The sequence below is a fragment of the Cellulosimicrobium funkei genome (assembly GCF_900155925.1).
In the GTDB taxonomy this organism is placed as follows: domain Bacteria; phylum Actinomycetota; class Actinomycetes; order Actinomycetales; family Cellulomonadaceae; genus Cellulosimicrobium; species Cellulosimicrobium funkei.
On record NZ_FTMI01000002.1, the window covers coordinates 540,860 to 567,003 of the forward strand.

General features: G+C 74.7%; 25 protein-coding genes. 14 read left to right on the forward strand and 11 right to left on the reverse strand.

All coding sequences use genetic code 11. The annotated features are described in order from the left end of the window. Positions 1–33 precede the first annotated feature (33 nt). Together BXA05_RS06600 and BXA05_RS20745 are read right to left on the reverse strand one after the other, a co-directional pair. The gene (locus BXA05_RS06600; RefSeq protein WP_076404390.1) at positions 34–600 is read right to left on the reverse strand and encodes a hypothetical protein; all 567 of its coding nucleotides are present in this window, start codon (positions 598–600) and stop codon (positions 34–36) included. A 356-nt stretch (positions 601–956) separates the two neighbouring features. Beyond that, positions 957–2,144 carry a DUF6318 family protein gene (locus BXA05_RS20745; protein ID WP_342065179.1) on the reverse strand — a complete coding sequence of 396 codons (1,188 nt, stop codon included), beginning with the start codon at positions 2,142–2,144 and terminating at the stop codon, positions 957–959. Between BXA05_RS20745 and BXA05_RS06610 the strand changes: the two genes are divergently transcribed. The 4 genes from BXA05_RS06610 (at position 2,139) to BXA05_RS06625 (ending at position 6,212) form a co-directional block, all read left to right on the forward strand. Continuing rightward, positions 2,139–3,038: a carbohydrate ABC transporter permease gene (locus tag BXA05_RS06610; protein ID WP_076404627.1), complete on the forward strand. Its 900-nt coding sequence runs from the start codon at positions 2,139–2,141 to the stop codon at positions 3,036–3,038. The two genes, BXA05_RS20745 and BXA05_RS06610, sit on opposite strands and share 6 nt — an antisense overlap. Beyond that, positions 3,035–3,943, forward strand: coding sequence for a carbohydrate ABC transporter permease (locus BXA05_RS06615; RefSeq protein WP_076404392.1), 909 nt, complete (start codon positions 3,035–3,037; stop codon positions 3,941–3,943). The genes BXA05_RS06610 and BXA05_RS06615 overlap by 4 nt, the downstream gene beginning before the upstream one ends. A gap of 101 nt (positions 3,944–4,044) precedes the next feature. Then, a complete protein-coding gene (locus BXA05_RS06620; protein WP_083711581.1) occupies positions 4,045–5,433 on the forward strand; it encodes an ABC transporter substrate-binding protein in 1,389 nt (462 codons plus the stop codon). Further along, positions 5,430–6,212 (forward strand): glycerophosphodiester phosphodiesterase, encoded by a 783-nt coding sequence (locus tag BXA05_RS06625; RefSeq protein WP_076404393.1) that lies wholly within the window; start codon positions 5,430–5,432, stop codon positions 6,210–6,212. Before BXA05_RS06620 ends, BXA05_RS06625 begins: the two co-directional genes overlap by 4 nt. Before the next feature lie 93 nt (positions 6,213–6,305). Here the strand turns inward: BXA05_RS06625 and BXA05_RS06630 are convergent, their stop codons facing one another. Next, complete coding sequence (locus BXA05_RS06630) at positions 6,306–6,977, reverse strand: hypothetical protein (RefSeq protein ID WP_076404394.1); 672 nt, start codon at positions 6,975–6,977, stop codon at positions 6,306–6,308. Positions 6,978–7,092: 115 nt separating this feature from the next. On the opposite strand from BXA05_RS06630, the gene BXA05_RS06635 reads away from it, so the two are divergent. After that, a complete protein-coding gene (locus BXA05_RS06635; protein ID WP_076404395.1) occupies positions 7,093–7,518 on the forward strand; it encodes a ChaB family protein in 426 nt (141 codons plus the stop codon). 170 nt (positions 7,519–7,688) lie between these two features. On the opposite strand, the gene BXA05_RS06640 is transcribed toward BXA05_RS06635, so the two are convergent. After that, the gene (locus tag BXA05_RS06640; protein ID WP_076404396.1) at positions 7,689–8,630 is read right to left on the reverse strand and encodes a ribonuclease Z; all 942 of its coding nucleotides are present in this window, start codon (positions 8,628–8,630) and stop codon (positions 7,689–7,691) included. Positions 8,631–9,173: 543 nt separating this feature from the next. On the opposite strand from BXA05_RS06640, the gene BXA05_RS06650 reads away from it, so the two are divergent. From BXA05_RS06650 to BXA05_RS06670, 5 genes are all read left to right on the forward strand, one after another. Continuing rightward, entirely contained in the window at positions 9,174–9,863 is a 690-nt protein-coding gene (locus BXA05_RS06650; RefSeq protein WP_076404397.1) for a histidine phosphatase family protein, read from the forward strand. A gap of 103 nt (positions 9,864–9,966) precedes the next feature. Beyond that, a complete protein-coding gene (locus BXA05_RS06655) occupies positions 9,967–10,836 on the forward strand; it encodes a tryptophan 2,3-dioxygenase (RefSeq protein ID WP_076404398.1) in 870 nt (289 codons plus the stop codon). Beyond that, complete coding sequence (locus tag BXA05_RS20260; protein WP_076404399.1) at positions 10,833–11,879, forward strand: amidohydrolase family protein; 1,047 nt, start codon at positions 10,833–10,835, stop codon at positions 11,877–11,879. Before BXA05_RS06655 ends, BXA05_RS20260 begins: the two co-directional genes overlap by 4 nt. Next, positions 11,876–13,159 carry a kynureninase gene (gene kynU, locus BXA05_RS06665; RefSeq protein WP_076404400.1) on the forward strand — a complete coding sequence of 428 codons (1,284 nt, stop codon included), beginning with the start codon at positions 11,876–11,878 and terminating at the stop codon, positions 13,157–13,159. The genes BXA05_RS20260 and kynU overlap by 4 nt, the downstream gene beginning before the upstream one ends. Beyond that, on the forward strand, positions 13,156–14,019 hold the full coding sequence (locus BXA05_RS06670) for a PaaX family transcriptional regulator (protein ID WP_076404401.1): 864 nt from the start codon (positions 13,156–13,158) through the stop codon (positions 14,017–14,019). Before kynU ends, BXA05_RS06670 begins: the two co-directional genes overlap by 4 nt. 261 nt (positions 14,020–14,280) lie before the next feature. On the opposite strand, the gene BXA05_RS06675 is transcribed toward BXA05_RS06670, so the two are convergent. Then, entirely contained in the window at positions 14,281–15,651 is a 1,371-nt protein-coding gene (locus BXA05_RS06675; RefSeq protein ID WP_076404402.1) for an ADP-ribosylglycohydrolase family protein, read from the reverse strand. A gap of 25 nt (positions 15,652–15,676) precedes the next feature. Here BXA05_RS06675 and BXA05_RS06680 point away from each other — a divergent pair, with 25 nt between their 5' ends. Then, complete coding sequence (locus tag BXA05_RS06680; protein WP_076404403.1) at positions 15,677–16,174, forward strand: heme-degrading domain-containing protein; 498 nt, start codon at positions 15,677–15,679, stop codon at positions 16,172–16,174. Between the two features lie 164 nt (positions 16,175–16,338). Here the strand turns inward: BXA05_RS06680 and BXA05_RS06685 are convergent, their stop codons facing one another. Then, the gene (locus tag BXA05_RS06685; RefSeq protein ID WP_076404404.1) at positions 16,339–16,866 is read right to left on the reverse strand and encodes an Hsp20/alpha crystallin family protein; all 528 of its coding nucleotides are present in this window, start codon (positions 16,864–16,866) and stop codon (positions 16,339–16,341) included. Positions 16,867–16,968: 102 nt separating this feature from the next. After that, positions 16,969–17,925: a hypothetical protein gene (locus BXA05_RS20015; RefSeq protein ID WP_170963144.1), complete on the reverse strand. Its 957-nt coding sequence runs from the start codon at positions 17,923–17,925 to the stop codon at positions 16,969–16,971. Positions 17,926–18,062: 137 nt separating this feature from the next. Between BXA05_RS20015 and BXA05_RS06695 the strand changes: the two genes are divergently transcribed. Continuing rightward, positions 18,063–18,509 (forward strand): PASTA domain-containing protein, encoded by a 447-nt coding sequence (locus BXA05_RS06695; RefSeq protein WP_170963145.1) that lies wholly within the window; start codon positions 18,063–18,065, stop codon positions 18,507–18,509. A 28-nt stretch (positions 18,510–18,537) separates the two neighbouring features. Here BXA05_RS06695 and BXA05_RS06700 read toward each other — a convergent pair whose 3' ends face one another. Next, a complete protein-coding gene (locus BXA05_RS06700) occupies positions 18,538–19,896 on the reverse strand; it encodes an exonuclease domain-containing protein (protein WP_076404631.1) in 1,359 nt (452 codons plus the stop codon). Positions 19,897–20,118: 222 nt separating this feature from the next. Between BXA05_RS06700 and BXA05_RS06705 the strand changes: the two genes are divergently transcribed. Next, positions 20,119–21,909, forward strand: a complete 1,791-nt coding sequence (locus tag BXA05_RS06705) for a M28 family peptidase (protein ID WP_083711586.1) — start codon at positions 20,119–20,121, stop codon at positions 21,907–21,909. A 110-nt stretch (positions 21,910–22,019) separates the two neighbouring features. Beyond that, positions 22,020–23,147 (forward strand): hypothetical protein, encoded by a 1,128-nt coding sequence (locus BXA05_RS06710; RefSeq protein ID WP_076404407.1) that lies wholly within the window; start codon positions 22,020–22,022, stop codon positions 23,145–23,147. Positions 23,148–23,150: 3 nt separating this feature from the next. On the opposite strand, the gene BXA05_RS06715 is transcribed toward BXA05_RS06710, so the two are convergent. The 3 genes from BXA05_RS06715 to BXA05_RS06725 all read right to left on the reverse strand — a co-directional run bounded on the left by BXA05_RS06715 (position 23,151) and on the right by BXA05_RS06725 (position 25,940). Continuing rightward, positions 23,151–23,834: an SDR family oxidoreductase gene (locus BXA05_RS06715; RefSeq protein ID WP_076404408.1), complete on the reverse strand. Its 684-nt coding sequence runs from the start codon at positions 23,832–23,834 to the stop codon at positions 23,151–23,153. Between the two features lie 111 nt (positions 23,835–23,945). Next, a complete protein-coding gene (locus BXA05_RS06720; protein WP_076404409.1) occupies positions 23,946–24,518 on the reverse strand; it encodes a PASTA domain-containing protein in 573 nt (190 codons plus the stop codon). Positions 24,519–24,623: 105 nt separating this feature from the next. After that, positions 24,624–25,940 carry an NAD(P)/FAD-dependent oxidoreductase gene (locus BXA05_RS06725; protein ID WP_228485103.1) on the reverse strand — a complete coding sequence of 439 codons (1,317 nt, stop codon included), beginning with the start codon at positions 25,938–25,940 and terminating at the stop codon, positions 24,624–24,626. Positions 25,941–26,144: the final 204 nt, after the last annotated feature.

Consider the following 26,144-nt stretch of genomic DNA (forward strand, 5'->3'; position numbering starts at 1 on the left):
GACGCCGGGGGCAGGGGCGCGCGGCGGTGCGCATCAACCGCCCGGGAGGTCGTCGGTGACCAGGCGTGACCTGGCCTCGTAGACCTGGAGCGGGTCGGCTGCGCTCGTCGTGGTCGCGGTGCCCGTGACGTCGGTCCAGCTCGGCGTGCCGGTGATCCGGAACTGCCCGGACCACGTCGTGGTCAGCGTGATCGTCACCCGGTCCGCCGGCTGCCCGTACGTGTGCGCGACGGTGTGGTGCGGGTACGCGGCGCCCGGGTCGGTCGTCGTCACCGGACCGCTCCCGTCGCCGTAGTCCCAGGTGAACGACAGGGGGGTCGCCCGGATCTGGACCGGGATGCCGAGCAGCGTCGTGTCGAGCACCTGCTCCTCGGGCTCCGTGTAGGTGATCGTCGGCACGTTGACCACGGTCCAGCCGTCCGGCGGCTGCACGACGACGGGCGATGGCGCGATGGTGAGCTGGCGGAAGGCCGCTTCCGCCTCCGCGGTGAGGTCCGCCGCGCCGACGCACGACCCGTCGTCGACGAACTCCCAGCCCGACACCGCGGTGCGTGACCCGTCCGGGGCGTTCGTCCACGTCTGGCGGAAGAGCGGGTCCATCGCGAACTCCTCCGGCGCGCACGCCTGGGTGTGGTCGACCGGGGTTTGTCCGCCCGGGCATGCCTGTACCAGCCCCGGAAACGTCGTCGCGGTGTCGCCGTCGAAGCAGCGGTAGGCCGGACCTCGCCGAAACGCCTCTGTAGACGGGCTGTCGTCAGCGGAGCCAGGGGCTCGCTCTCCACTGTCTAGCGTGACATCGCGGCGCCCGTCCACCAGCACGTTGTTCTTCTGCGCATTACCGCGGAGCGTTGTTTCGCTTTCTTCGACCGCGCTTGCCGCCGCCGTGGCCGCGAACTGAGCGACTCCGAGGACGGCCAAGGTGGCGAGGATGCGCCTAGACCCTCTCGCGCCCACCTTCAGTCCTCAACCGTCAGTGACAGGACCCGCCAACCTGCACCGTCATGCAGCATGTCGATTTGTAGTCGGCCGTCGCTCGGACCACTCTTCTCGACGATCGTTCCGGCACTATCGGTCCGGACGAGCGCGTCTTGCTTGAACTCGGCCGTGACCGGGTATCCGCCGATCAGTGTGTCGAGTTCGCCGACGTTGATGTTGCTGAGCGCGATTGCTGATCCTGCGTAGTCGTCTCCAGACGACGCGATCTCTGCTGCGTCAGCAGAGACGTTTGTGCAGAACTCGCATGTCTCGGTCCAGGACATCGAATCCCATTCGGTGGTGTCGCCAGTCGTCAAGACGTCGTCGTAGAGCTCGAGGAAGTACTCCGCCGCCGCAGCAGCGCCCTCGGCGTCGTCGCGCTCCATGGCCGCGGGTCGTTCGGGCTTCGGCGGCCCGGTCGTGGTCGGCTCGGGTCCGGGTGTCTCCGTCTCAGACGCCTCAGCCGACGTCTCGACCGGAGGTGACGGTGCGGGTTCACCCCCGCCGGTGCACCCGGCGACCAGGCACCCGGCCGTCACGACGACGCCCAGGCCGAGCGCTCGCCGTCGGGCGCTGCTCCTCGACCGGAGCGCTCGGGCGCTCTCCGTTCCTGCCGGTCGTTCCTCGACCGGCGCATGACGCGTACGACTCACCAGACCCCCTGCCCGCGAACCGGGCGGCGCGGCCCGGACCGGGCGGCACCGCGCGAACGCCACGAACCTAGCGAAACGCCGCGCGAGGCGGAACCGTCCGTCCCGCCCTGTGGACGACGCTTCACGAGGTGTCCACCACGTGACCGCTCCACAGGTGCGGGTGGCGCGGCGGGCACGGCTCGGTGAACGTTGCCCGACGCGCGTCCCCGCACCGCCCCAATCCCGGACAAAACCGGCGCCCGCGGTTCCTATGCTCCGAGTGGCCGCCCACCCGCAGGACGGGTGCCGCGCCGGCCGTGACCTGCACCCTCGGACGAGCGGACCTGTGCTGTGACCACCGTTCTCACCCCGGAGTCTCCGGGCTCCCCGGGCGCGCCCCGCGGCGCCGCGCCGGGCCCCGCCTCCCCGGCCACCGGCCCGGGCGCGACCCGCCCGGGCGCGACCCGTCCCGGCGCGCCGGGATCGCCTGCCGGCCCGACGTCGTCGGGCACCGACCGCGAGGTCCAGACGCTGCACCGCAGCCGCCTGGGCGCGCGCCGCCGTCGGCGGAACCTGCTGTGGGCGCTCCTGCTCGCGGGCCCGAACGTCCTGCTGCTGCTGGTGTTCGTCTACCGGCCGCTGCTCCAGAGCTTCTACCTCTCGACGCTCCAGTGGAACCTCGGGTCGCCGGTCGCGCGGCCGGTCGGGCTGGGCAACTACGTCGAGTGGATCACCGCCCCGACGACGGGCCGCATCGTCACGACGACGCTCGTCTTCACGCTCGCGACCGTCGGCGGCGCGATGGTCCTCGGCCTGGGCCTGGCGCTGCTGCTCAACCGCCGCCTCAGGGGCCGCGGCGTCGCCCGGACCGTCGCGTTCGCGCCCTACGTGCTGTCCGGCTTCGCGGTCGGGATCCTGTGGCTGTTCATGTTCGACCCGCGCTACGGGCTGGTCCAGGAGCTGCTCGGCTGGGTCGGCGTCGCGTCGCCGCAGTGGTACACGCAGCGCCCGTGGCCTCTCGTGATGATCGTCGTGGTCTACCTGTGGAAGAACCTCGGGTACGTCGCCCTCATCTACCTGGCGGGCCTCCAGTCGGTGCCGCAGGACCTCAAGGACGCTGCCGCGCTCGACGGCGCGTCGTCGGCCCGGACGCTGCGCTCGATCGTCCTGCCGCTCCTCACCCCGACGACGTTCTTCCTCGTCGTGACGATGCTCCTCGCGTCGCTCCAGTCCTTCGACATCATCAAGGCGATGACGCAGGGCGGCCCGCTCGGCTCGACGACGACCCTCATGTACTCGATCTACGAGGAGAGCTTCGTCAACGGGCGCGCCGGGTACGCGTCGGCGGTCGCCACGGTCCTGTTCCTCGTGCTGCTCGCGGTGACCGCGGTGCAGATGCGGTTCGTCCAGCGGAAGGTCCACTACGCATGAGCGCCGTCGCGCCCGCCCGTCCCGAGACGGCGCCCGCCACGCCGGCCGTCCTCGCGCCCCGCCCGTCGGGCGCACCCCGTGCCCGACGCCGGGCCCTCCAGCCGGGCGGGTACCTCGCCCTGGTCCTCGCGACCGTCGTGCTCGGCGCGCCGCTGGTGTGGATGGTGCTCGCGAGCATGAAGACGCCCGCCGAGCTGTACACCGTCCCGCTGCAGTGGCTCCCGGGCAGCGTGAACCTCGACAACTACGCGCAGGCCGCGGACTCGATCCCGCTCGGGCGCCTGCTGCTCAACAGCGTCGGGATCACGGTCGTGGGCGCGGGCCTCAAGGTCGCACTGGGCCTCACGTGCGCGTACGCGCTGGTGTTCCTCGACTTCCCGTTCAAGAAGGTCGTGTTCGGGCTCGTCATCGCGACGCTCATGATCCCGCCGCAGATCACGATCATCCCCAACTACACGCTCGTCGCGAGCCTCGGGTGGCTCAACACCTACCAGGGCATCCTCGTGCCGGGCCTGGCGAGCGCGTTCGGGACGTTCCTGTTCCGGCAGCACTTCCTCACGCTGCCGCGCTCGATCCTCGAGGCCGCCGAGCTCGACGGCGCGGGGCACTGGCGCAAGCTCTGGCGGTTCGTCGTGCCGATGAGCACGCCGACGCTCGCGGCCGTCGCGCTCGTGTCCGTCGTGACGGAGTGGAACGACTACCTGTGGCCGTTCCTCGTCATCGACCGCCCGGACAAGATGACCCTCCCCGTCGGCCTCACGCTGCTGCAGAACACCGACGGCATGACGAACTGGGGCGTGCTGCTCGCCGCGACCGTGGTCGTGACGCTGCCGATCCTCGTCGTCTTCCTCGTCCTGCAGCGTCGCCTCGTCGCGGGCCTCACCGCGGGCGCCGTCACCGGCTGACCCGCGCGCACCCGCCCGACACCAGACTCCCCGGCCCGCCCGCAGCGGTCCGGGTTCCCCGAAGCGCACCGACACCCGGTGCACGACCTGAAGGAGCACCTGTGTCTCACCGCACCGCACCCGGCCGGCCCGCGCGCCGCCGTCGGGCCCGCGCCGCCGCCACCGCCCTGACGGCGGCCACCGCCCTCGCGCTCACCGCGTGCGCCGGCCCGAGCGTGGCCGGGGCCGACGGCGCCGGTACCGCGGGCGACGACGCGGCGGCCGAGGCCGTCGACTGGTCGGCCGTCGAGCCCGCGTCCGAGATCACGTGGTGGAGCAACCACCCCGGCACGTCGCAGGAGATCGAGCAGGAGCTCATCGACCGGTTCGAGGAGGAGTCCGGCATCACGGTCAACCTCGTGACCGCGGGCGCCAACTACGACGAGGTGGCCCAGCGCTTCCAGGCCGCCTCGCAGACCGACGAGCTGCCGGACGTCGTCATCGCGTCCGACGTGTGGTGGTTCCGCTACCACCTCAACGACCAGATCCTGCCGCTCGACGACGTGCTCGAGTTCGTCGACGCCGACGCGGACGACTTCCAGCCCGCGCTCTACGCGGACTACGAGTACGACGACCAGCACTGGGCCGTGCCCTACGCGCGCTCGACGCCGCTCTTCTACTACAACAAGGACCTGTGGACGGCGGCCGGCCTGCCCGACCGCGGGCCGGAGACGTGGGCGGAGCTCGAGGAGTGGGACGCGTCGCTCAAGCCGCTCGTCCCGTCCGGCGGCTCGACGCTCGGCCTGTCCACCGGGCCGTCGTGGGGCGCGTGGTGGTTCGAGAACATGATCTGGGGCCAGGGCGGCGCGTACTCCGACGGGTTCGACCTCACGCTCGACTCGGAGGAGTCGGTCGCGGGCGGCCAGTTCCTGCACGACCTCTTCCACGAGAAGGGCGTCGCGACGCTCTCCGCGGACGACGCGATGGTCGACTTCTCGTCGGGTCTCATCGCCTCGACCATCGGCTCGACGGGCTCGCTCAAGGGCGCGCTCGACGCGGCGTCGTTCGAGGTCGGCACGGCCTACCTGCCCGACGGCCCCGACGGCGGCGGCACCCCGACCGGCGGCACCGGTCTCGCCATCCCGTCGTCGAAGTCGCCCGAGCAGCAGCTCGCCGCGGCGATGTTCCTCGCGTTCCTCACGGACACCGAGAACACCGCGTACTTCTCGCAGAACACGGGCTACATGCCGGTGCGCACGTCGGCCGTCGAGTCCGACACCATGCAGGCCATCTACGAGGCGACGCCGCAGTTCCGCACGGCCGTCGACCAGCTCGCCGACAAGGCGCGCCCGCAGGACGACGCGCGCGTCTTCATCCCGGGCGCCGACGCGCTGCTCAACGAGGCGATCGAGCAGATCGTCATCGAGGGCGCGGACCCGGCGGCCGCGTTCGAGTCCGTCGCGCCGCGCATCGAGACGGCGTACAGCGAGAACGTGGAGCCGTACCTGTGACGGCGACGGCCCTCGCGCCGACGGGCTCGGTGCCGGACCGGGCCGCGCGCCCGCGCGTGATCGCGCACCGCGGCAACAGCTCCGTCGCGCCGCAGAACACGCTCGCCGCGTTCGAGGCGGCGTGGCGGGCCGGCGCGCACAGCATCGAGATCGATGTGCAGCTCACGGCCGACGGCGAGCCCGTCGTCATCCACGACGACACCGTGGACGCGACGACGTCCGGCAGCGGCACGGTCGCGCGGCTCGACCGCGCGGCGATCCGGGCGCTCGACGCCGGGTCGTGGTTCTCCCCGGCGTTCGGCGGCCAGCGCGTGCCGACGTTCGCCGAGGTCGTCGACCTCCTCGTGCGGCGGCCGGGCACCGACCTGCTGCTCGAGCTCAAGGGGTCGTGGACGGTCGAGCAGGTGCGGCGCGTCACCGGGCCGATCCGCTTCGCGGGCATCGCCGACCGGGTCGTGGCGCAGAGCTTCTGGCCCGAGACGGTCGCGGCGCTGCGCGAGGCCGACCCGGGTCTGCGCCGTGGGCTGCTCGTCGTGGCGTTCGACGACGTGCTCGCGCGGTGCGCCGAGCTCGACGTCGTGACGTGCAACCCGATGGGCGCGCTCCTCCTCGAGGACCCGGGCCTGGTGCAGCGCCTGCACGACGCCGGTCTCGAGGTCGCGGTCTGGACGCTCAACGAGCCCGCGCACTGGGCCGCCGCGGTCGACCTCGGGGTGGATGCGATCATCACCGACCGTCCCGACCGGCTCGCAGGCTGGCTCGCGGCTCGCGGGGTCTGAGGCCCGGACCGGTCGCACCGGGGCCGCGCGCCGGACGCTCGTCGTCCGGCGCGCGGCCCCGGTCTCGCGTCCCGCCGCGGACGCCTCCCGGGGTCAGCGCACGACGATGGTCGTGACGACCTCGGTCACGCTCGGCCGGGGCGGGGTCGACCCGAAGCCGAACCGGACCGGCGGGACGACGTCGCGCAGGTCGCCCAACGACGTCCCGTCCCAGCACGTCTGCGCGGCGACGAGCGCGCGGACGTCGGTCGCGCCGTAGTGCTCGGTGCGCCCCGGCCCCGCGCTGCCCCGCGTCCGGACCCCGCGCAGCAGCACGCGCGCGACGGGGTCGGTGAGCACGGTCGCGTGCCGCGACGTCGCGACGCGGTGCGGCACCGCGCGCAGCACGTGACCCAGGGTCGTGCGCGGCCCGACGGCGAGCCGCGCCTCGAGCGGCCCGGCCACCACGTGCCAGCCCGGCAGACGGCCGCGGCCCGGTCGCGCACCCGCCGCGTGGTCGCGGGCAGCAGCGGGCGCGGCGGGAGCCGGCTCGTCGGTGACGGCGACCGGCACCAGGACGACCCGGTCGAAGCGGTAGGTCGACGCGACGAGCTCCGCGACGGGGCGCGACGGCGCGAGGAGGAGGCGCTCGCCGTCGGGCCGCTCGACCATGACGTCGGCGAACGCGCCGAACGGCGACGCGTCCCAGCGCCCGACGACGACCCGCGTCCCGGACGCCGTGCCCCAGCCCGCGATGCGGCCGCGGAACCGCAGGACGCTCGACATCCCGGCAGCGTAGGCCGCGCCCGGCGCGCCCGCCCCCGTTCGGCGCGCGAGCCGTCGCCGGGGGCGGGACGCTCGGGGGAGGCGGCGACCGCCGTCGGGCAGCAGGAGGTGACCCGTGCCGAAGACCACGCGCGACGGCGACGTGAAGCAGTCCGAGATCCCCAGCACGCTGCAGCGCTCGGACGAGAAGGCGCAGCGCACGTTCGCGAAGGCCTACGACGCCGCGAGGGAGCAGTACGGCTCCGAGGAGCGCGCGCGGCGCGTGGCGTTCGCCGCGCTCAAGCACACGCACGAGAAGATCGGCGACCACTGGGAGCCGAAGGACGAGCCCGGCCCGTCCGACGACCGCGCCGAGGAGGGCGGGCTCGACTCGACCACGGACACCGCCGGGGGCGTGGACGCGAACGCGACCAAGGAGCACCTGCTCGACGTCGCCCGCCGGCTCGACGTCGACGGCCGGTCGACCATGACTAAGGACGAGCTCGTCGAGGCGATCCAGCGCGCCAACGACCGCGCGACCCGCCGCGCCCGCGGCGACTGACCCGCAGACCCCGCGACCCCACTTCTACCTCGCGCGACCGGGCCTCTACCTCGCCGAGGTAGAGCCCCGGTTCCGCGAGGTAGAGGCCTGGTTCCGCGAGGTAGAGCCCTGGTTCCGCGAGGTAGAGGCCTGGGTCCGCGAGGTAGAGCCGTGGTGGCTCGTCGGGGTGGTCAGGCGGGCCGACGGCGGTGGGGGACCCGCACGCGGTCGAGGTCCTGCGCGACGGTGAGGTCGCCGTCGAACACCTCGCGGGCCTCGCGCCAGAACTCCGTCGGGTCGGGGTACCGCTGGGAGAAGTGCGTGAGGACGAGCGACCGGACGCCCGCCTCGGCCGCGACCGTCGCGGCCTGCCGGGCCGTGAGGTGGCCCCAGCGCTCGGCCTGCTCGCGATCGCGGTCGAGGAACGTCGACTCGATGACGAGCAGGTCGACGCCGTCCGCGAGCCGATGCACCGCGTCGCACAGGCGCGTGTCCATGACGAACGCGAACGACTGGCCGGGCCGGGGGCCGCTCACGTCGTCGAGGGTGACGGTCCGGCCGTCGGGCGTCGTGACGCGGCCCGCGCGCTGCAGCTCGCCCACGACCGGCCCCGCGAGCCCGTGACGGGCGAGGACCGCGGGGTCGAGCGACCGGCCGTCGGGCTCGTCGAGGCGGTAGCCCACGGCCTCGATCGTGTGGTCGAGACGCTCGGCGCGGAGCGTGAAGCCCGGCTCGGGGCGGCCGGGGACGGGCGGGACCACGCCGTCCGTCGTGACCGGCTGGAGCTCCAGGTGGCCGCGGCGGTAGTGGGCGCTCGCGTCGAGCAGGTGGTTCACCCACCGCTGGCCCGACGCCGGGTAGGTCACCCCGATCGTGTGCCGCACCCCGTCGCCGCTGATGCGCTGGGAGACGCCCGCGAGGCCGAGGCTGTGGTCGCCGTGCAGGTGCGTGATCGCGATGCGCGTGAGGTCGGTCGCCGACACGCCGGCGAACGTCATCTGCCGCTGGGTGCCTTCGCCGGGGTCGAAGAGGATCGCCTCGTCGTCCCAGAGCAGGACGTACCCGTTGTGGTTGCGCGTGCGGGTCGGGACCATGCTGGCCGTCCCCAGGACGACGAGCTCGCGGCGGGACATGCGCCCAGCGTGCCACGCTCGGGCGAAGCGGCGGCAGCTTCTCCGCGCTTAGGAGTGACGAATCGACTGGAGCGCCTGTCCGTTGTCAGACAGGGTCCAAAAGGTCCACCCGTTCCTGTTGGGATTGACCGCAGGGCGATAGTGCTGGACCACCGCGATAGCAGCGCCGCTCGGGCTCCGGTACGAACTTCCCTCGAGGGGCCCATCAAGGATCTCCACCTGTTGTGTGGCCGGGTTGTAGCTGGCGTTCGTCCGATGTCCCTCGTAGACCGCGTGGATGGCAATCCGATCCGCTACCTCGAGATCCGCTCCTGGCCCACTAGCGACATGTGTCCCTTCGACGAGGCGGCGGACGACGTCCCCGGGGCTGATGCCGGCGGTCTGCGCCGCCAGCCGAATGGCAATGGCGGTCGAGTCGTCGATCTCAATCGTTGGCACGGTTTCTCCTCTGTTAGCACTATTAGCGCTAACAGTACTGGAGAGAAGTGCCGCTAGGCAAGACTCGTAGGGTGGCAGGAGACCACCACGAGAAACCGGAGAACCATGCGTCTGCTGCTCGTCCGTCACGGACAGACCCCGTCCAACGTCGCCGGCCTGCTCGACACCGCCCTGCCCGGGCCGGGCCTCACCGCCCTCGGGGCGCGCCAGGCGGCAGCGATCCCGGACGCGCTCTCGGGCCGCGTGGTCGACGGCGTCGCGGTGTCCACGCTCGTGCGCACGCACCTCACGGCGGCGCCGCTCGTCGAGCGTCACGGTCTGGAGCCGCTCGAGCTGGACGGCCTGCGCGAGGTCGACGCGGGCGACCTGGAGATGTCCGCCGACCACGACGACCACGCCCTCTACCTGGAGACGGTGTTCGCGTGGGGGCGCGGCGAGCCCGGTCGTCGGGTGCCCGGCGGCCCCGACGGCACCGAGTTCCTCGACCGGTACGACGACGCCCTCGCCGCCGTCGCGCGGACCGGGTGGGAGACCGCCGTCGTCGTGTCGCACGGCGCGGCGATCCGCGCGTGGGCGTGCGCGCGCGCCGCGGGCGTCGACGTCGACCGGCTCGCGTGGACCCCGCTCGCGAACACCGGGCTCGTCGAGGTCGAGGGGGACCCGGCGTCGGGCTGGCGGTTCGTCGGGCTGAGCGACGGGCCGCTGGGCGGCGCGTTCCTCGACGACCTCGTCGCGGAGGACCCGACGGGCGAGTCCGTCGACGAGGAGGAGCGCCGCGCCGCGGCGGACGACTGACCCCTACCACCCGGTCGGAATGACGCAATGATCAGATCATTGCGACATCCCGACGCATCGCACGGATCTAGCGGTCGTCACGTTCGTGACATACGCTCGACGGATGGCCGACGCACCGCTGCCCGCGCCGAACGAGCGCGCGCTCGAGTCCGACATCGTCACGGACCTGCGCGAGCAGATGACGTACGGGTCGTACCTGCACCTCGACACGCTGCTCGCCGCGCAGGAGCCCGTGAGCGACCCGGAGCACCACGACGAGATGCTGTTCATCGTGCAGCACCAGACGACGGAGCTCTGGCTCAAGCTCGTGCTGCACGAGCTCCTGTCCGCGCGCGACCTGCTCGCCGCCGACGAGCTGGGCGCCGCGCTCAAGCGCGTCGCACGCGTCAAGCACGTGCAGCGCACGCTCACCGAGCAGTGGTCCGTGCTCGCGACCCTCACCCCGAGCGAGTACGCGCAGTTCCGCGGGTTCCTCGGGCACGCGTCCGGCTTCCAGTCGTGGCAGTACCGCGCGGTCGAGTTCCTGCTGGGGAACAAGAACGCGCGCATGCTCGACGTGTTCGACGCCGAGCCGGACGCGCGCGCGGAGCTCGCCCGCCTGCTCGCCGAGCCGAGCGTCTACGACGAGTTCCTGCGGCACCTCGCGCGGCACGGCCACGACGTCCCGCAGCGCGTCCTGGACCGCGACGTCACGGTCGCGCACACGCTCGACGACGACCTCGTCGAGGTCTTCCGGCGCATCTACGACGACCCGGAGACGTACTGGTCCGCGTACGAGACGTGCGAGGAGCTCGTCGACCTCGAGGACAACTTCCAGCTCTGGCGGTTCCGCCACATGAAGACGGTGCTGCGCATCATCGGCACCAAGCGCGGCACGGGCGGGTCGAGCGGCGTCGGCTTCCTCCAGCGCGCCCTCGACCTCACGTTCTTCCCCGAGCTGTTCGCCGTCCGCACCGAGATCGGGCGGTCGTGAGCCTCGGCCGGGCGGGCGACGGCGGCACCTGGCTGCCGCCGCTCGCGGACGCGCACGTGCACCTCGGTCTCGTCGACCCGGTCGCGGCGCGCCGCGGCGGGATCGCCGTCGTGCACGACCTCGGGTGGGTGCCCGACGTCGCGCGCACCTGGCCCGGGCGGCCCGGCTTCCCGGCGGTCGCGTTCGCGGGCGCGTTCCTCACCGCCCCCGGCGGCTACCCGTCGGACCGGTCGTGGGCGCCCGCCGGGTCGGTCGAGGAGGTCGGCTCGCCCGAGGCGGCCGTCGCCGCCGTCGACCGCCAGGTCGCCGCGGGGGCGTCGTTCGTCAAGGTCGCCCTGCACTCCGGCGCCGGCCCGGTGCCCGACGACGTCACCCTCGCCGCGCTCGTCGGCCACGCCCACGCGCGGGGCCGGGACGTCGTCGCGCACGTGGAGGGGCGCGGCATGGCGGCCCGCGCGTTCGACGCAGGCGTCGACCGGCTGGCGCACGCCCCGTTCAGCGAGCGCCTGCCCGAGAACCTCCTGGCGGCGATGGCCACGCCCCGCCCCGCCGAGCACGACCTTCCACGCGGTCGAGCACGGGGTGGCGGGCGAGATGAGCCGGACGGCGACGGTTACCCCGTGCTCGGCGGAGCGGGGGTGAGCCGGGTGAGCTGGGTGAGCACGCTCGACGTGCACGGGTGGGGGAGCCCGACGGCCGAGCAGGACGTCGCGATCGACAACGTGCGGCGGTTCGTCGCGCTCGGCGGGACGGTCGTCTACGGCACCGACCTCGGCAACGGCCCGCTCCCGCCCGGTGTGAACGCCCGTGAGCTGCGGGCGCTCGCGGAGGCCGGACTCGACGCGCACGCGCTCCTCGGTGCGATCGCGCACGACGGCGCCGTACCCGACACTGACGGCGCCGCGACCTGGGTCCCCGGCGACCCGCCCGACCTCGACGACCCCGACGACGTGGCCGCGTGGTTCGCGCGCGCCGTCGTCGTGGCGCGACCCGAGCCCCACGGTGCGCCGCGCGCACCCCGCACCCCGGAGGACCGGCGATGACCCACACGACCGACGCCACGACCACCGACCACGCCACGCGATCGGCCGCGCTCGACGCGGCGGACCCGCTCGCGCGGTTCCGCGACGCGTTCGTCGCGTCCGACGAGGTGACCGCCTACCTGGACGGGAACTCGCTCGGCCGGCCGACGCGCGCGTCGGCGGAACGGCTCGCGCGGTTCGCGACCGACGTCTGGGGAGCGCGGCTCATCCGCGGCTGGGACGAGGAGTGGTACGAGCTCCCCCTGACGCTGGGCGACCGGATCGGCGCGGTGACGCTCGGCGCGGCGGCGGGCCAGACGTTCGTCGGGGACTCGACGACGGTGATCCTCTACAAGCTCGTGCGCGCTGCGCTCTCGGCGCCGCAGGTCGCGGGTCGCGACGAGATCGTGCTCGACGCCGGGAACTTCCCGACGGACCGGTACGTGCTGGAGGGCGTCGCGCGCGAGCACGGCGCGACGCTGCGGTGGATCACGCCCGACCACGACGGCGGCGTGACCCCGGAGCAGGTGGCGGAGGTCCTCTCCGACCGCACCGCGCTCGTGCTGCTCAGCCACGTCGCGTACCGGTCGGGGCACGTGAGCGACGCCGCCGCGATCACGACCCTCGCGCACGACGCCGGGGCGCTCGTCCTGTGGGACCTGTGCCACTCCGCGGGCGCGGTCCCGGTCGAGCTCGACGCGTGGGGCGTCGACCTCGCGGCGGGCTGCACGTACAAGTACCTCAACGGGGGTCCCGGCGCGCCCGCGTTCGGCTACGTGCGCGCCGACCTCCAGGGTGCGCTCACCCAGCCGATCCAGGGCTGGATGGGGAGCGCGGCGCCGTTCGAGATGGGTCCGGCGTACGCGCCGCACGACGGCGTCCGGCGCTTCCTCTCGGGGACGCCCGCGATCGTCGGGATGCTCGCGATGCAGGACATGCTCGACCTCGTCGACGCCGCGGGGATGGCGGCGGTCCGCGCGAAGTCCGTCGCGCTCACCGAGCACGCGACCGCCCTCGTGGACGACCTGCTGCTCCCGCTCGGTGCCCGGTACGCGTCGCCGCGCGACCCCGATCGCCGGGGGAGCCACGTGACCGTCGACCACGACGCGTTCGAGGCGACGCTCCCGCTGCTCTGGGAGCGCGGCGTGATCCCCGACTTCCGCCGCCCGAACGGCCTGCGCCTCGGCCTGTCCCCGCTCTCGACGAGCTTCGACGAGGTGCGCGTCGGCGTCGAGGCGGTGCGCGACGCCCTGGCCGAGGTCCTCGGCGGCCGCACGACCGGCACGGCCGGGTCCGCGTGATCCTCGACGACCTCGACTCCCGGCCCGGGAGCACGACGTCGTTGCTGCGCACCGTCGTCGGGCTGTACGTCCGGGACCTGGGCGGTGCGGTCGCGGTGGCGGACCTGGTCGACCTGCTCGGCGCGCTCGGCGTGCCGCCCGCGGGGGCGCGCAGCGCGGTCTCGCGCGTCAAGGCCAAGGGTCTGCTCGTGCCCGAGACGCTCGACGACGGCCGCGCCGGGTACCGGCTCGCGCCCGACGCCGGGCCGATGCTCGCGCGCGGCGACCGGCGCATCTTCGGCTACCGGCAGCAGGGCGGCGGCGACCCGTGGTGCCTCGTGTCGTACTCGTTGCCGGAGGAACGGCGCGACGCGCGGCACCAGCTGCGCCGGCACCTCGCGTGGATCGGCGCCGGGAGCGTCGCGGACGGGCTGTGGATCACGCCCGGTCACCTCGTGGACGAGGTCGAGGAGATCCTCGTGGCGCTGGAGGTCCGCGACGCCGCGACGGTGTTCCTCGCGGGGGCGCCGCGCGTCGCGGGGTCGTTCGCGGACGCGGCGTCGCGCTGGTGGGACCTCGACCGGGTCGCGGCGCTGCACCGCACCTTCCTCGCCCGGCACGGTGCCTCGCGGACAGGCCTCGGCGCGGTGCCCGACGGCGGCCCGCCCGCCGCGGACGACGGCTCGCCGCGTGCCGCGTTCGCCCGGTGGGTCCGCGCCGTCGACGACTGGCGGCCGATCCCGTACGCCGACCCCGGGCTGCCGTCGGCCGCGCTGCCCGCGGACTGGCCCGGCACGTCGAGCGTCGCGCTGTTCGAGCGGATCCGCGAGACCCTCGCGGCTCCCTCGTCCGAGCACGTGCGGGACGTCGTCGGGCGCTGACCGGGGCACGACGCGCCCTGTTCGCCGGTCGGTCGCCGCGCGTTCACCGCGACGACGCGTGCGAGCCGTCCCCGCTCCCTACGGTGACAGCGCGTCTCACCACGGGTCCGACGCCGCCACGGTGGTCCGACGGTCGTCGCCGCGCGGACCCTGACCTGCGGCGGAACCCACGGACCCGGGGTCCCCGCCGACGTCGCCCTCCAGGGTCTCCTGCGGGGGGAGGCCACGCCCCCGGGCCTGGAGCGAGAGCGCGCTGCCGGCTCAGGCGGGGTCGTCGAGCGGCTGCACGACGACCCCGCCGAACCGGGCCTCCTGCGCGCGGAGCGCGACGCCGTCGATCCAGACCCTCCCCGCGAGCACCTCGGCCGACGCGGGCGAGCCGTCCGGGCGCTGCGCGGTGTACCCGCCCGTGAGGCTCGCGTTCGCCAGGACGACGGGACGGCCCGCCTCGTCGGTGACGTCCTGCGCGCACCACCCGCACACGTGGCGTGGGTAGCGGGGGTTCTCGCGGAGCAGCGTCCCGCACAGCGGGCAGTGCTGCACGGGGCGCGCGTCGCCGTCGGGCAGGACGAGCGCCTCGGAGCGCACGAGGCCGCCCTGGGCGGTGCGGCGCGCCAGCGCCGTGAGCACGCGGCGGCCGATCCCGGGCCAGCCGTGGACGGCCGCGGACCACTCGTCGGGCACCGCGCGGGCGCCGTAGCGCGCGCCGAGCAGGCTCCCGGCGATCGCGGCGACGGTGTCGGTGTCGCCGCCGACGGCGACCGCGGCCTGGAGCGCCGCCACCAGGTGGTCCCGACCCGCGAACCGCGAGCGCTCCGGCGGGGACGTCGTCGCGATCGCGCGCCACGCCGCCTGGAGCGCGGTCACCGTGAAGCCGTTCTGCCGGAGGTCGGCCTCGGGCCGGGCGGACTCCGCGTCCGCGACCCACGCCGACCAGCGCGCCGCGGCCTCCGGGCCGAGCAGGTCGAGGCCGGCCCGCACGTCGAGCCGCTGCTCGGTCACCGCGACGCGCACGGCCTCCGACCACAGCACGCACGACTCGGCGGCGAGCGGGTCGGTGTGCGTGGTCTCCGCGACGGCGCGCGCCGCGCGGGCGGTCGTGTCCCGGTCGTCCAGGGCCACGAGCCCGACGACGCCCGTCCGCATGAGCGCGCCGTTCCCCGCCGTGCGGCCGGTCGCCGCGTGCAGCGCCGCGGACGCCTCGCGCAGCCGTGTGGCGGCGGGTCCCCGGCGGGCCGCGGCGTCGCGCAGCACGGCGGCCGTCTGCGTCCCGACGTCGGACGCGCCCCCGGTGCGCCACGCCTCGAACGCGGCGGCGACGTCGTCGAGCGGCGTCGCCCCGAACGCGTCGGGCACGGGGGAGAGGACGTCGTGCGCGGCCGTCACGCGCGCGACGCACACCGACATCTGCGTGTCGTCGCTCCACTCGCCGGGCGCGTACGGGCCGAGCCCGCCCCCGCGCATGACCGCGACCTCGTCGCGGTGCCCTGGGCCGGGCGGCTGCGCGAACTCGTACGGCACGCCGAGCGCGTCGCCCGCCGCCTGCGCGAGCAGCACCCCCGACGCGCGGTCGAGCAGGCCGTGGTCGAGCGGGTCGAGGGGGGCCGGGCGGGGAACGGGCGTCGTCGTCACGTCGCGATCGTGCCACGATGACCGCATGACGACGCCCGACGACCTCGCCGCCCTCGTCGCCTCCGTCGAGGCGGACGAGCGCGACCTCGTGCTCCGCACCTTCACGCACGACGACGCGTGGCGGCTCGGCTGCCTCCTCGTCGAGCTCGCCGACGAGCGCGACCTGCCCGTGACGATCGACGTCCGCAAGGGGCCGCAGCAGGTGTTCCACGCCGCGCGCGCAGGCACGACGCCGGACAACGACACGTGGGTCGAGCGCAAGGTGCGGGTCGTCGAGCGGTTCGGGGCGTCGTCGTACCTCGTGGGCCTGCGGGCACGGGCGACGGGGACGTCGTTCAACGAGAAGCACGACCTCCCGCTCCAGGAGTACGCCGCGCACGGCGGCGCGTTCCCCGTCCGGGTCGAGGGCGTCGGGATCGTCGGCGTCGTCACCGTGTCCGGGCTCGCGCAGGGCGACGACCACGCGCTCGTCACCGAGGCGCTGCGGTCGTTCCTCGGCCGCGCGGGCGCGACCGAGGGCTGACGCACCCCCTCGTGGGCCACGCCGTCGTCGGCCGCACCCGCCGCTGAACGTCGAACGGGGCCGGCACCACGAGGGTGCCGGCCCCGCCGTCCGACCGCGCAGGGGCGTGCGCGGCCGGGTCGGAGGGCCGGCGCGACGTCGGGCGTCGCGCCGGCGGTGCGGCGTCAGGCCGCGCGCGTGACCTCGATGCGCTGGGGAGCGCGGCCGGCGAACACGCCGGCGACGGTCACGGTGAGCACGCCCGCGTCGTAGGACGCGCGGACGGCGTCGGCCTCCGCGGTCTTCGGCAGGGTGACGGTGCGGCGGAACTCGCCGAACCGGACCTCGCGGACGCGGCGCCCGGCCGGGGCGGCCTCGGCCGCCTCGTCGGTGCCCGCCGCGGGCTGCTCGCCCTCGGCCTGCTCGGCGTCGTCGGACGCCTCCTCGGCCGGAGCCTCGACGACGCGCTGGTCACGACGCTCGCCGCGGACGACGAGCCGGCGACCCTCGAGCTCGACGGTGACGTCGCGCTCCGGGTCGACGCCCGGCAGGTCGAAGCGGGCGACGAGGTCGTCGCCCTCGCGGTAGACGTCGGCGGCGGGCGCGAAACCCGTGGGGGCGACGCCCGCGCCGGACGGGCGCGTCCAGAGCTGGCGCACGAGCCGCTCGGTGGGGAGCGGACGGAACGGCGCCACGGTGTAGGTGCTGATCATGGTGGTCCTCCAGGTCGGTCGTGCCACGGGGGCCGTGGCGTCTGACCTGTGCAACCTTGAGCGTGCCCCGCTCAGTCCCGAGTTCGCGCACGACGAACGGCCTCAGCGGCGGCGCGCCGCCCGGCGGGCCTTGCGCGCGGCCGCGGCGCGCTCCTCGGCGGCGTCGAGCCGCTCGTCGACCGCGTCGAGCGCCTCCCGCGCGGCGGACTCCGCGTCCCGCGCGTCGCTCAGGCGGGCGCGCAGCGCCTCGCGCTCGTCGGCGAGCCGCGCGAGCTCGTCCTCGACGCGGGCGAGCTCGTCCTCCACCTGCCCGACGGCGTCCCCCGCCTCGCGCGCGCGGGTGTCGGCGTCGTCGCGCTCGGCCTCCAGCCGGTCGACCTCGGCCGCGCTCTCCTCGACCTCGCGCTCGGCCGCCTCCTGGGCGTCCTCCTCCTCGGCGTCGGCCGGGGGCTCCTCGTCGCCGTCGGTCGTCCCGCCGCCGTCCGTGACCGCGCCCGTGCGCGCGCGCAGCTCGACGACGTCGGCCGGCTCGCCGCCCTCGTCGACGATCCCGAACCCGACGTGCTGGAGCGCCTGCGACAACCGGCCCGCTCGGACGAGCGCGCCCGCGTCGGGGTCCATCACCGCTGCCGTGAGAGTCTCCGCGAGCCGGTCGACCGCCGTCCCGGACACCGCACGGCCCGCGATCTCGCCGGCGTCGCGCACCTCCCCGACGACGCGCTCCACCCGCTCGCGCCGCAGCCGGTCGAGCGTGCGCAGGCGGGTGCGGTCGCGGTCGGCCGTCGCGTCGCGCAGCTCGTCCCCGAGGCTCACGAGCGCGGCGACGTCGTCCGGCCGCTGGCGCGCCACCTGGTTCACGACCCACGCCGCCACCGTCGGCTTCGTGAGCCGGCCGACGCGCTCCGCACCGACCGCGTCGCCCGACGCCTTGACCCGCTTCGCGGCGGCCGTGCGCGCCACGACGAACTGCTCGAGCGGGAGCGCGAAGAGGTCGTCGACGAGCGCGTCGACGTCGAGCGCGTCGTCGGTCATGCCGTCTCCCGTGCCGCGCGTGGTCATGACTCCCAGCGTCGCACCCCGGGGGCCGCCGTGCTCTGGCCACGTTCGTGAGGGCCGAGCAGCAATTCACCCGCTCGGCCCTGTCCGCGGCCACGAAGGCTGGGGGACTCTGGAGGTCAGGCTGGCGAGGGGGAATGATGAAACGACGATTCTGGGGTCTTGTCGGGGTGGCGATGGTGTCGCTCACGGCGTGCACGGGAAGCCCTGCGGAACCCGCGACGGTGACGGTGACCGAGACGCAAGAAGCGGAGGCGCAGGGCACGGGACCAGAGCCCACAATGGCCGAGGAGAGCGCTCCGGAGCAGCCCACGACGGCTGACGCGGGCTCCGGTGCCACCGGCGCCACGGAGCAGAAGTTCACCATGCCGGCGGTGGTCGGCCAGAACCTCCAGGATGCCCAGGACCTGCTGCAGACCATGGACTCTTACGTGATGGATCAGCAGGACGCGACGGGTCTGGAGCGTCTCGCGATCGACGACTCGAACTGGACAGTCTGCGCGCAGGACCCGGCGCCGGGTGCGGTGGTACCGATCTCGACGGTGGTGACGTTGGCGGCGGTCAAGCTCGACGAGACGTGCCCGTGAGACTGTCCCGCACGGGACCGGTCGCAGTTCACGCTGCCCGTGCACCGGAAACGGCGAGCAGGCGCTCGAACGCCGCCTCGGTGACGACCGGGACGCCGTAGCGGCGCGCGGTGCGGGCCTTCGTCGAGAGGGAGTCGGGGTCGGCGGCGACGAGGAGCCGCGTGCGGCGCGTGACGTAGGGCCAGGGGGAGAGGCCCGCGGCGCGGACGTCGCGCTCCCAGGCCTCCCGCGTCCGCGACATCGAGCCGGTGAGCACGACCTCGTCGCCCGCGGCGAGCACGAACGCGGGTCGGGCCGGGACCGTGGCGCCCAGGGCGGCGGCCCCCGGTGCCGCGGTGCCCGGGGCCCCGACGTCCGCGACCGCGTCGACCAGGCGCGTCCCGAGCGCCGCCTCGACGGCTCCCGCGACGTCGTCGGCGTCGAGGCCGAGCTGCCCCGCGACCTCGTGCAGCGCCGGGTCGTCGCGCAGCGCCGCGCCGTCGTCGCGATCGCCCGTGGCGGTCGTCCCGTCGAGCGCGTCGAGCTCGGCCCGGGCCAGCGCAGCCAGGTAGTCGCGGTGCAGGGCCTCGACCGTCGCGCGGTCGAGTCCGGCGTGCCGGGCCTCCGCGAGCAGCGCGGCCCGCTCGGCGTGCGAGACGTAGCGGTCGAGGAGCGCCTCGTCGAGCAGGCGCAGGTACGTGCTCACGTCGCGCCGCGCGTCCGCTCCCGGGGCACCGGGCGGGGACGGGTCCGGAACGGCGGGAGGGTCGGCGAGCGCCGCGAGCCAGTGCCCGCGGGCGCGGCTGGCGCCGCGCAGCACCGGCTCGGCACCGGGCAGGACGGCGGGCAGCGACCAGCGGACGCCGTCCGCCGCGGCGCGCGCGACGGCCCAGCACTCGTCGTCGGACGCGACGTCGAGGTAGTACCCGAGCAGCCCCGCGGTGGCGCGCGCGTCGCCCAGGGCCGAGTGGACGCCGTCGTGCACGACGCCGACGGCCGCGCAGCACGCGGCCAGCGCCCGCGAGCCCGTGAGGTAGCGGCTCGCGAGCTGCTGCGTGCACAGGCACGCGACGGGGTCGATGGCCGCGGCGATCCCGGCGCGCCCGATCTCGGCGCGCAGGAAGCGCGTGTCGAACGCCGCGTTGTGGGCCACCAGCACGCGCCCGGCGAGCAGGCGCAGGAGCGCGGGCGCGACGCGGTCGAACGTCGGCGCGAGCGCGACGTCCGCCGCGGCGATGCCGTGCACGTGCTGCGGCCCGAGGTCGCGCTCGGGGTTGACCAGGGTGGACCACTCGTCCTCGACGCGACCGGCGTCGTCCACGAGGACGACCGCGACCTCGGCGACGCGGTCGCCGAGGCGGGGCGAGAACCCCGTGGTCTCGAGGTCGACGACGGCGAATCCGGGCACGGGCACAGTCTGCCCGACGTCGCCCACGACCTGCTCCGGCGCCGCGGCCGTTACGGTCGTGTGAACTCCTCACGCTCGTGCCGCCCGGGGGTTCCGCGCGCGGCCCGGGAGGCATACGCTCGCGAGCACACGAGCCTCCGCAGCGTCGCGTCTCGTGTGCGACTCGGCCGCACCCCGACACGACCGGGGGTGGTCCGCGGGGGCCACTGTCGAGGAGGATGCGTGAGACCACGAACGATCGTCCCGTCCGCAGCGGTAGCGGGCCTCGTGCTCGCGGCGCTGACCGCAGTTCCCGTCGGCGCCGAGCCTCTCGGCGCCGCGTCCGGCACGGCCGCCGGCAGCCTGCGGGCCGCCGCGGCACCGCCCCCGCTCGAGGACCTCGTCACCGGCGACGCGGTCATGCAGCGGCTCCAGGACTTCCAGGACATCGCGGACGCCAACGGCGGCAACCGCGCGCTGGAGACGCCCGGCTACGAGGCGAGCGCCGTCTACGTCGAGGACGCCCTGCGGGCCGCGGGCTACGAGCCCGAGCGCCAGTACTTCACGTTCGAGGACCTGGAGACCGACGAGCTGTCCCTCACGGCGGCCGGCGTCGAGGTGACGTCGGACGTCTACCCGGCCGAGTTCGCGCCCGACACCCCGGACGACGGCGTCACCGGCCCGATCGTGCAGCCCGCCGACGCGCTCGTCCAGGGCTGCACCCCGGACACGTGGGACGGGGTCGCCGTGAGCGGCGCGGTCGCGCTGATCAGCCGCGGCTCGTGCCCGTTCGCCGACAAGGCGCTGTACGCGGCGCAGGCCGGTGCGGCGGCCGTGATCCTCTACAACAACACCGACGGCGCGCTGAGCCCGACCCTCGGCGCCGAGAACGACGTGTGGGTCCCGACGGTGGGGATCACGCAGGCCGCGGGCCAGCAGATCCTCGCCGCGATCGCGGGCGGCGCGGAGCCGGTCGCGACCTACGACCTGCAGACGCACGTCGAGGAGTTCGAGACGTTCAACGTGCTCGCCCAGACGCCGGGCGGGCGCGACCACAACGTCGTCATGGTCGGTGCGCACCTCGACGGCGTCGAGGACGGCCCGGGCATCAACGACAACGGCTCCGGCTCCGCCGCGATCCTCGAGGTCGCGGTCCAGCTCGCGGCCGCGACCGACGGCGGCCAGGACGTCGAGAACGCGGTCCGGTTCGCGTGGTGGGGCGCCGAGGAGGTCGGCCTGCGCGGCTCGACCCACTACGTGAGCGACCTCGCCGCGAACGACCCGGCGGCGCTCGACGACATCGCGACGTACCTCAACTTCGACATGGTCGGCTCGCCGAACTACATCATCGGGGTGTACGACGCGAACGAGTCGACCTACCCGGCCCCGGTCGAGGTCCCGCCGGGCTCGGCCGAGACGGAGGCGGTGTTCACCGACTACTTCGACGGCATCGACCAGCCGTGGGTCGACACCGAGTTCTCGGGCCGCTCCGACTACCAGGCGTTCATCGAGAACGGGGTCCCGGCGTCGGGCCTGTTCACCGGCGCGGACGGCTCGAAGACGGCCGAGGAGGTCGCGATGTTCGGCGGCACCGAGGGCATCTTCTACGACCCGAACTACCACTCGCCGGCGGACACGATCGACAACGTCGACGCGACCGCGCTCGACATCATGTCGCGCGCCATCGGGCACGCCGTCGCCGCGCTGTCGGAGGACACGTTCGCGATCAACGGCGTGGGCAACCCGCGTATCGACGCCGTCGAGGCACAGGCGCGGTGCCTCAACGGCACGGCGTACGTCGCCGTGCGCGGCGCCAACGGTGAGGACGCCCCCGCGGACGTCCGGCTCATCACGCCGTTCGGCGAGAAGAAGTTCAGCGCCCTCGCGCCGGACAAGAACGCGTACCAGTCGTTCAGCACGCGTGCGTCGTCGGTCGCGGCGGGCACCGCGACGGTCGCGGCCTACCAGTGGCGAGGCGGCGACCCGGTGTACCAGCGGTACGACGTGGCGTACGACGCGATCGACTGCGGCTGACGCCTCCGCGTCGACCTGACGGGCGGGGCCGTCCTCCACGGGAGGGCGGCCCCGCCCGGTCTACGCTGGCTCGCGGTGCGCCGTCGGGAGGCGCGACGGACGGGGGGTACGTGGCGAAGGAACCGTTCCTGACGACGACGGACGACGAGCCGGGACAGGGCCCCGACCTGCCGGGCACGACGTCGGGCGACGGGCGCAGCACCCTCGCGCGGCTGCTCGGCGAGAGACGTCTCCTGCGCGTCCCTGCCCTGCGGGCGCTGCCGCGACCCACGCTCCCGCGGCCCTCGTTCTCGCTCCCCGGCGCGCTCCCCGGCCGTCGTGCGCGGCGCGACGACGGCGACCCGGCGCCCGAGGCGGTCCCCGGACCTGATCTCGACACCGCGCTGGAGGACGCGCTCGTCGAGGTGCTCGCGGACGACGCTGCCCTGACCGACGGCGCGGACGGTCGCCTGCCCGACGCCGCTGCGGCCGACGGCGGGTTCGACGACGTCGTCGCGGAGTGGGTGCGCCGCGTGATCGCCGCCTATCCCCGCCCGACGTACCCGCTCGAACGCGAGTGGGACGTGTCGGTCCAAGGGGTCGTGCGGCTCGTCCCGTACGTGCCGCGGTTCGCGACGGCACCGCTCGCGCTGCTCGACCGGTTCGGCGCCGTGACGATCGGCCCTCTTCGGGTGGGCCTCGACGGCAAGGACGTCGACTGGGACCGCGTGGTCGAGGTCCGCACGGCGCCCGCGTGGACGTGCCTGTCGGCCGAGGCGCTGGAGGTGAACCTCGCGCAGTACGTCGTGGCGCTGCCCCCGCTGCCCGGCCGCGCGTGGGTGCTGGGAAAGATCAGCGAGCTCCTGCTCTCGCTCTACCTCGCCGTGCTGCCGCCGGACGCGGACGGTGACGACGCCCTCGCCGACGCGCACGCGCTCCTCGGCGCGTCCGGCGACGCGGACGTGGCCGACGCGGACGCGCCGCCGGACCGGATGTTCGACCGCGTGGTCACCGAGGTCGTCTACCGGCGGCGGTTCGGGACGGGCGAGGCGCAGGCGAGCACGACGTCGGTCCTGCTCCAGCTCGCGCTGCGCGGGGCGACGGACACGATCGTCCGGACGGCCGCGGAGCGCGGGGTCGACGTCGTGCACGTGAAGGCCGAGGACACGAGCATCGGGACGGTCGTTGCGCGTGCGGCGACGTGGCGCCGCACGGCGCTCGACCTGCGCGAGCGGGTGGGCCGGCGCCTCGGGCGCTGACGGCTATCGGTCGAGCGCCTCGAGGACCGGGGTGTCGCCCGCGGTGAAGCGGATGAAGCGCCCGACGGTCGACGGCGTGCGCAGCGCCTGGGCGACCACCATCGCGACGTCCGCCCGCGAGACGCGGGAGGCCGCGCCGTCGGGCACGTCGTCCGCGCCGTCGAGGCCGTCCGGGCCGTCGCCGACGACGCGGATCGCCCCGGTCGGGTCGTCGTCGGTGAGCGTGCCCGGCCCGAGGACGGTCCAGTCGAGGTCGGTGCCGCGCAGGTGGTCGTCGGCGGCGAGCTTCGCGTCGGCGTAGGCGAAGAAGCTCGAGTCGGGGTCGACGCCGTGGTCGGGCACCGACCCGATCCACGACACCATGACGTAGCGCGGCACCCCGGCCGCGACGGCGGCGTCCATGGTGCGACTGGCGGCGTCGCGGTCGACGGCGTAGGTGCGCTCCGGGTTCCCGCCGCCCGCCCCGGCGGACCATACGACGGCGTCGAACCCGTCGAGCGCGGCGGTGATCTCCTCGGTCGAGGCGTGCTCGACGTCGAGCAGGAGCGGCTCGCCGCCCAGCCGGCGGACGAGCGGGAGCTGTTCCTCGGCGCGCACGATCCCTGTGACGGTCGCGTCGTGGTCGACGAGGATCGGGACGAGCAGCCGGCCCACCTTGCCGTGGGCACCGACGAGGGTGATCTTCATGCGGCGGACTCCTGTCTGTGGAGAGTGGGAGTCCACCGTCCTCCGTCGTCGTCCGCGCCGCCACCCGGGGCGGCCCGGGCCCGGGTGTGACGGGACCCGGTCAGGGGCGCGTCACGGGCACTGCTTCGCGTTCGGTGCGGCGTCGAGCGTCACGGTCTGCGAGGCGCGCACGAGGTCCCCGCCCTCCGGGTCCTGCGCGCACACCGTCCAGCCGTTGGCCGCGCCGGGCAGGGCGCCGGCCCGCGCGTCGCGCGCGTCCACGACGACGACCGTCACCGCCCCGCGCTGCTCCAGGTCGGCGCGCGCCTGCTTGAGCCGCGTCTCGACGAGGTTGGGCATGGAGAACGCCGGCTCGATCTCGACCGAGACCTCGACCCCGTCCGAGCTGCCCGGCTCACCGGGGCCGCCCGTCGGCTCTCCGGTCGGGTCCGGCGTCGGCTCGACGGTCGGCTCGGAGGTGGGGGTCGTCGTCGGCTGCGACGTGGGCGACGGCGACGGGCTCCCCGGGCCGCCCGGCAGCCCGTCCACGCGGCACCCGGCGAGCGCGGTCACGGCCACGACGGCGAGCACGACCGCCCGTGCGCGTCGCGGTGCTCCCACGACCCGCGGCCGCGCGGCGTCGCGCGTCCCGTCGTCGTGCTTCCTGGTGCTCGTCCGGTCCGTCATCGCCGACGGGTCCGTCATACGTCCTGCCACTGCACCGCCCCCGGTTGCCCCCTGAAACTGCTTGCGTGATCGAGGGTACGCGACGGGTGCCCGGTTGGCCCGCGCGCGGGCTGCCGTCGGGCGTCAGGGGCGGCCGGTGCCGGTGCGCTTCGGCGGCCGGACGGTCGGCACGTCGCCGACGATCGGGATGGGCCGACGGTGGAACGGGAAGCCGTAGCGCGTGACCAGACCGGCGAGCGTCGTGAGGCGGTTGCGCGGCCCGATGAGCCCCATGATGTGGACGAACAGCCACGCGAGCCACGCGACGCCGCGCGTGAGCCGCAGCCTCCCCACGACCTCGGCGATCGCCGCGCGCCGGCCGATGACCGCCATGGTGCCCTTGTCGAAGTACCGCAGGGACGTCGTCGGGCGCCCGGCCAGGAGCGCCTCGATGTTCCGCGCGACCTGCTCGCCCGACTGGATCGCGGGCTGCGCGAGCTGCGGCAGCCCGGCGGGCGAGATCGCGATGTCACCCGCCGCGAACACGCCCGGCAGGCCCTCGACCTGGAGGTCGTCGCCGACGACGACGCGCCCGCCCTCGCCGCGCGGCAGGCCCCAGTCGTCGACCTCCTCGTGGGGGTGGACCCCCGCCGACCACACCGTGAGGTCGGAGCGGATGCGCGTGCCGTCGGTGAGGACGACGGCGTCGGGCAGCACCTCCGCGACCCCGGCACCCAGGTGCAGGCCGACGCCGCGACGGCGCAGCTCCTCCGCGGCGTAACGGCGCAGCTTCGGGTGGAACGACTTGAGCACCTCGCCGCCGCGCTGGACGATCTTCACCTCGAACGCGTCGCCGTGGATCTCCGGGTAGGCGGGCCGCAGCCCCGCGGTGCGGAGCTCCGCGAGCGCCCCCGCGACCTCGACGCCCGTCGCGCCGCCGCCGACGACGACGACCCGCAGCCCCTCGTCCTTGCCGGGGTTCGCCGCGGCCTTCTCGAGGCGGATGAAGAGCGTGTCCCGGATCTTCATGGCCTGGGACCGCGAGTACATGGGGAACGAGTTCTCCTTGGCGCCCGGGGTGCCGAAGAAGTTGGCCGTGACGCCGTTCGCGACGACGAGGTAGTCGTAGTCGACCCACTCGTCGTTGAGAAGGCGGATGCGGCGCGCCTCGTGGTCGATGCCGACGAGGTGCTCGTGCACGACCCGCACGTTCTTCTGCTTGAGCCGCAGCCCGCGCAGGAAGTAGGTGACGTCGCCGGGGTTCAGGCCGCCCGTCGCGACCTGGTAGAGCAGCGGCTGGAACGTGTTGTAGACGCGGCGGTCCACGAGCGTCACGCGCACGGGCGCCTTGGCGAGCCCCTTGACGACGGCGAGCCCGGCGAACCCGGCGCCGACCACCACGACGTGCGGCAGGGGGGCGGCGGCTGCCGGTGCGGGGGCAGCGGTGACGGGCTCGGGCACGTGGCCTCCTCGGGGCGACGGGGTGGGAGAGCGCCGGTGCCCGCCCGACTGCGTCGCGGACGTCGCCGACGACGTGTGCCAGGTTACGGCGAACCCCGCCCCCACGCCGAACAGGCGCCCGGCCCCCGAGGGAGAGCCCCGGTCCCGCGAGGTAGACCCCTGGTCGCGCGAGGTAGAGGCGTGGTGGTGACCACGCCTCTACCT

Excerpts from the sequence above, each read along its gene's own strand:
- BXA05_RS06600 (WP_076404390.1), bottom strand. The coding sequence starts at position 600 with ATGGACCCGCTCTTCCGCCAGACGTGGACGAACGCCCCGGACGGGTCA.
- BXA05_RS06615 (WP_076404392.1), top strand. The coding sequence starts at position 3,035 with ATGAGCGCCGTCGCGCCCGCCCGTCCCGAGACGGCGCCCGCCACGCCG.
- BXA05_RS06630 (WP_076404394.1), bottom strand. The coding sequence starts at position 6,977 with ATGTCGAGCGTCCTGCGGTTCCGCGGCCGCATCGCGGGCTGGGGCACG.
- BXA05_RS06640 (WP_076404396.1), bottom strand. The coding sequence starts at position 8,630 with ATGTCCCGCCGCGAGCTCGTCGTCCTGGGGACGGCCAGCATGGTCCCG.
- BXA05_RS06650 (WP_076404397.1), top strand. The coding sequence starts at position 9,174 with ATGCGTCTGCTGCTCGTCCGTCACGGACAGACCCCGTCCAACGTCGCC.
- BXA05_RS06655 (WP_076404398.1), top strand. The coding sequence starts at position 9,967 with ATGGCCGACGCACCGCTGCCCGCGCCGAACGAGCGCGCGCTCGAGTCC.
- kynU (WP_076404400.1), top strand. The coding sequence starts at position 11,876 with ATGACCCACACGACCGACGCCACGACCACCGACCACGCCACGCGATCG.
- BXA05_RS06680 (WP_076404403.1), top strand. The coding sequence starts at position 15,677 with ATGACGACGCCCGACGACCTCGCCGCCCTCGTCGCCTCCGTCGAGGCG.
- BXA05_RS06685 (WP_076404404.1), bottom strand. The coding sequence starts at position 16,866 with ATGATCAGCACCTACACCGTGGCGCCGTTCCGTCCGCTCCCCACCGAG.
- BXA05_RS20015 (WP_170963144.1), bottom strand. The coding sequence starts at position 17,925 with ATGACCACGCGCGGCACGGGAGACGGCATGACCGACGACGCGCTCGAC.
- BXA05_RS06695 (WP_170963145.1), top strand. The coding sequence starts at position 18,063 with ATGAAACGACGATTCTGGGGTCTTGTCGGGGTGGCGATGGTGTCGCTC.
- BXA05_RS06715 (WP_076404408.1), bottom strand. The coding sequence starts at position 23,834 with ATGAAGATCACCCTCGTCGGTGCCCACGGCAAGGTGGGCCGGCTGCTC.
- BXA05_RS06720 (WP_076404409.1), bottom strand. The coding sequence starts at position 24,518 with ATGACGGACCCGTCGGCGATGACGGACCGGACGAGCACCAGGAAGCAC.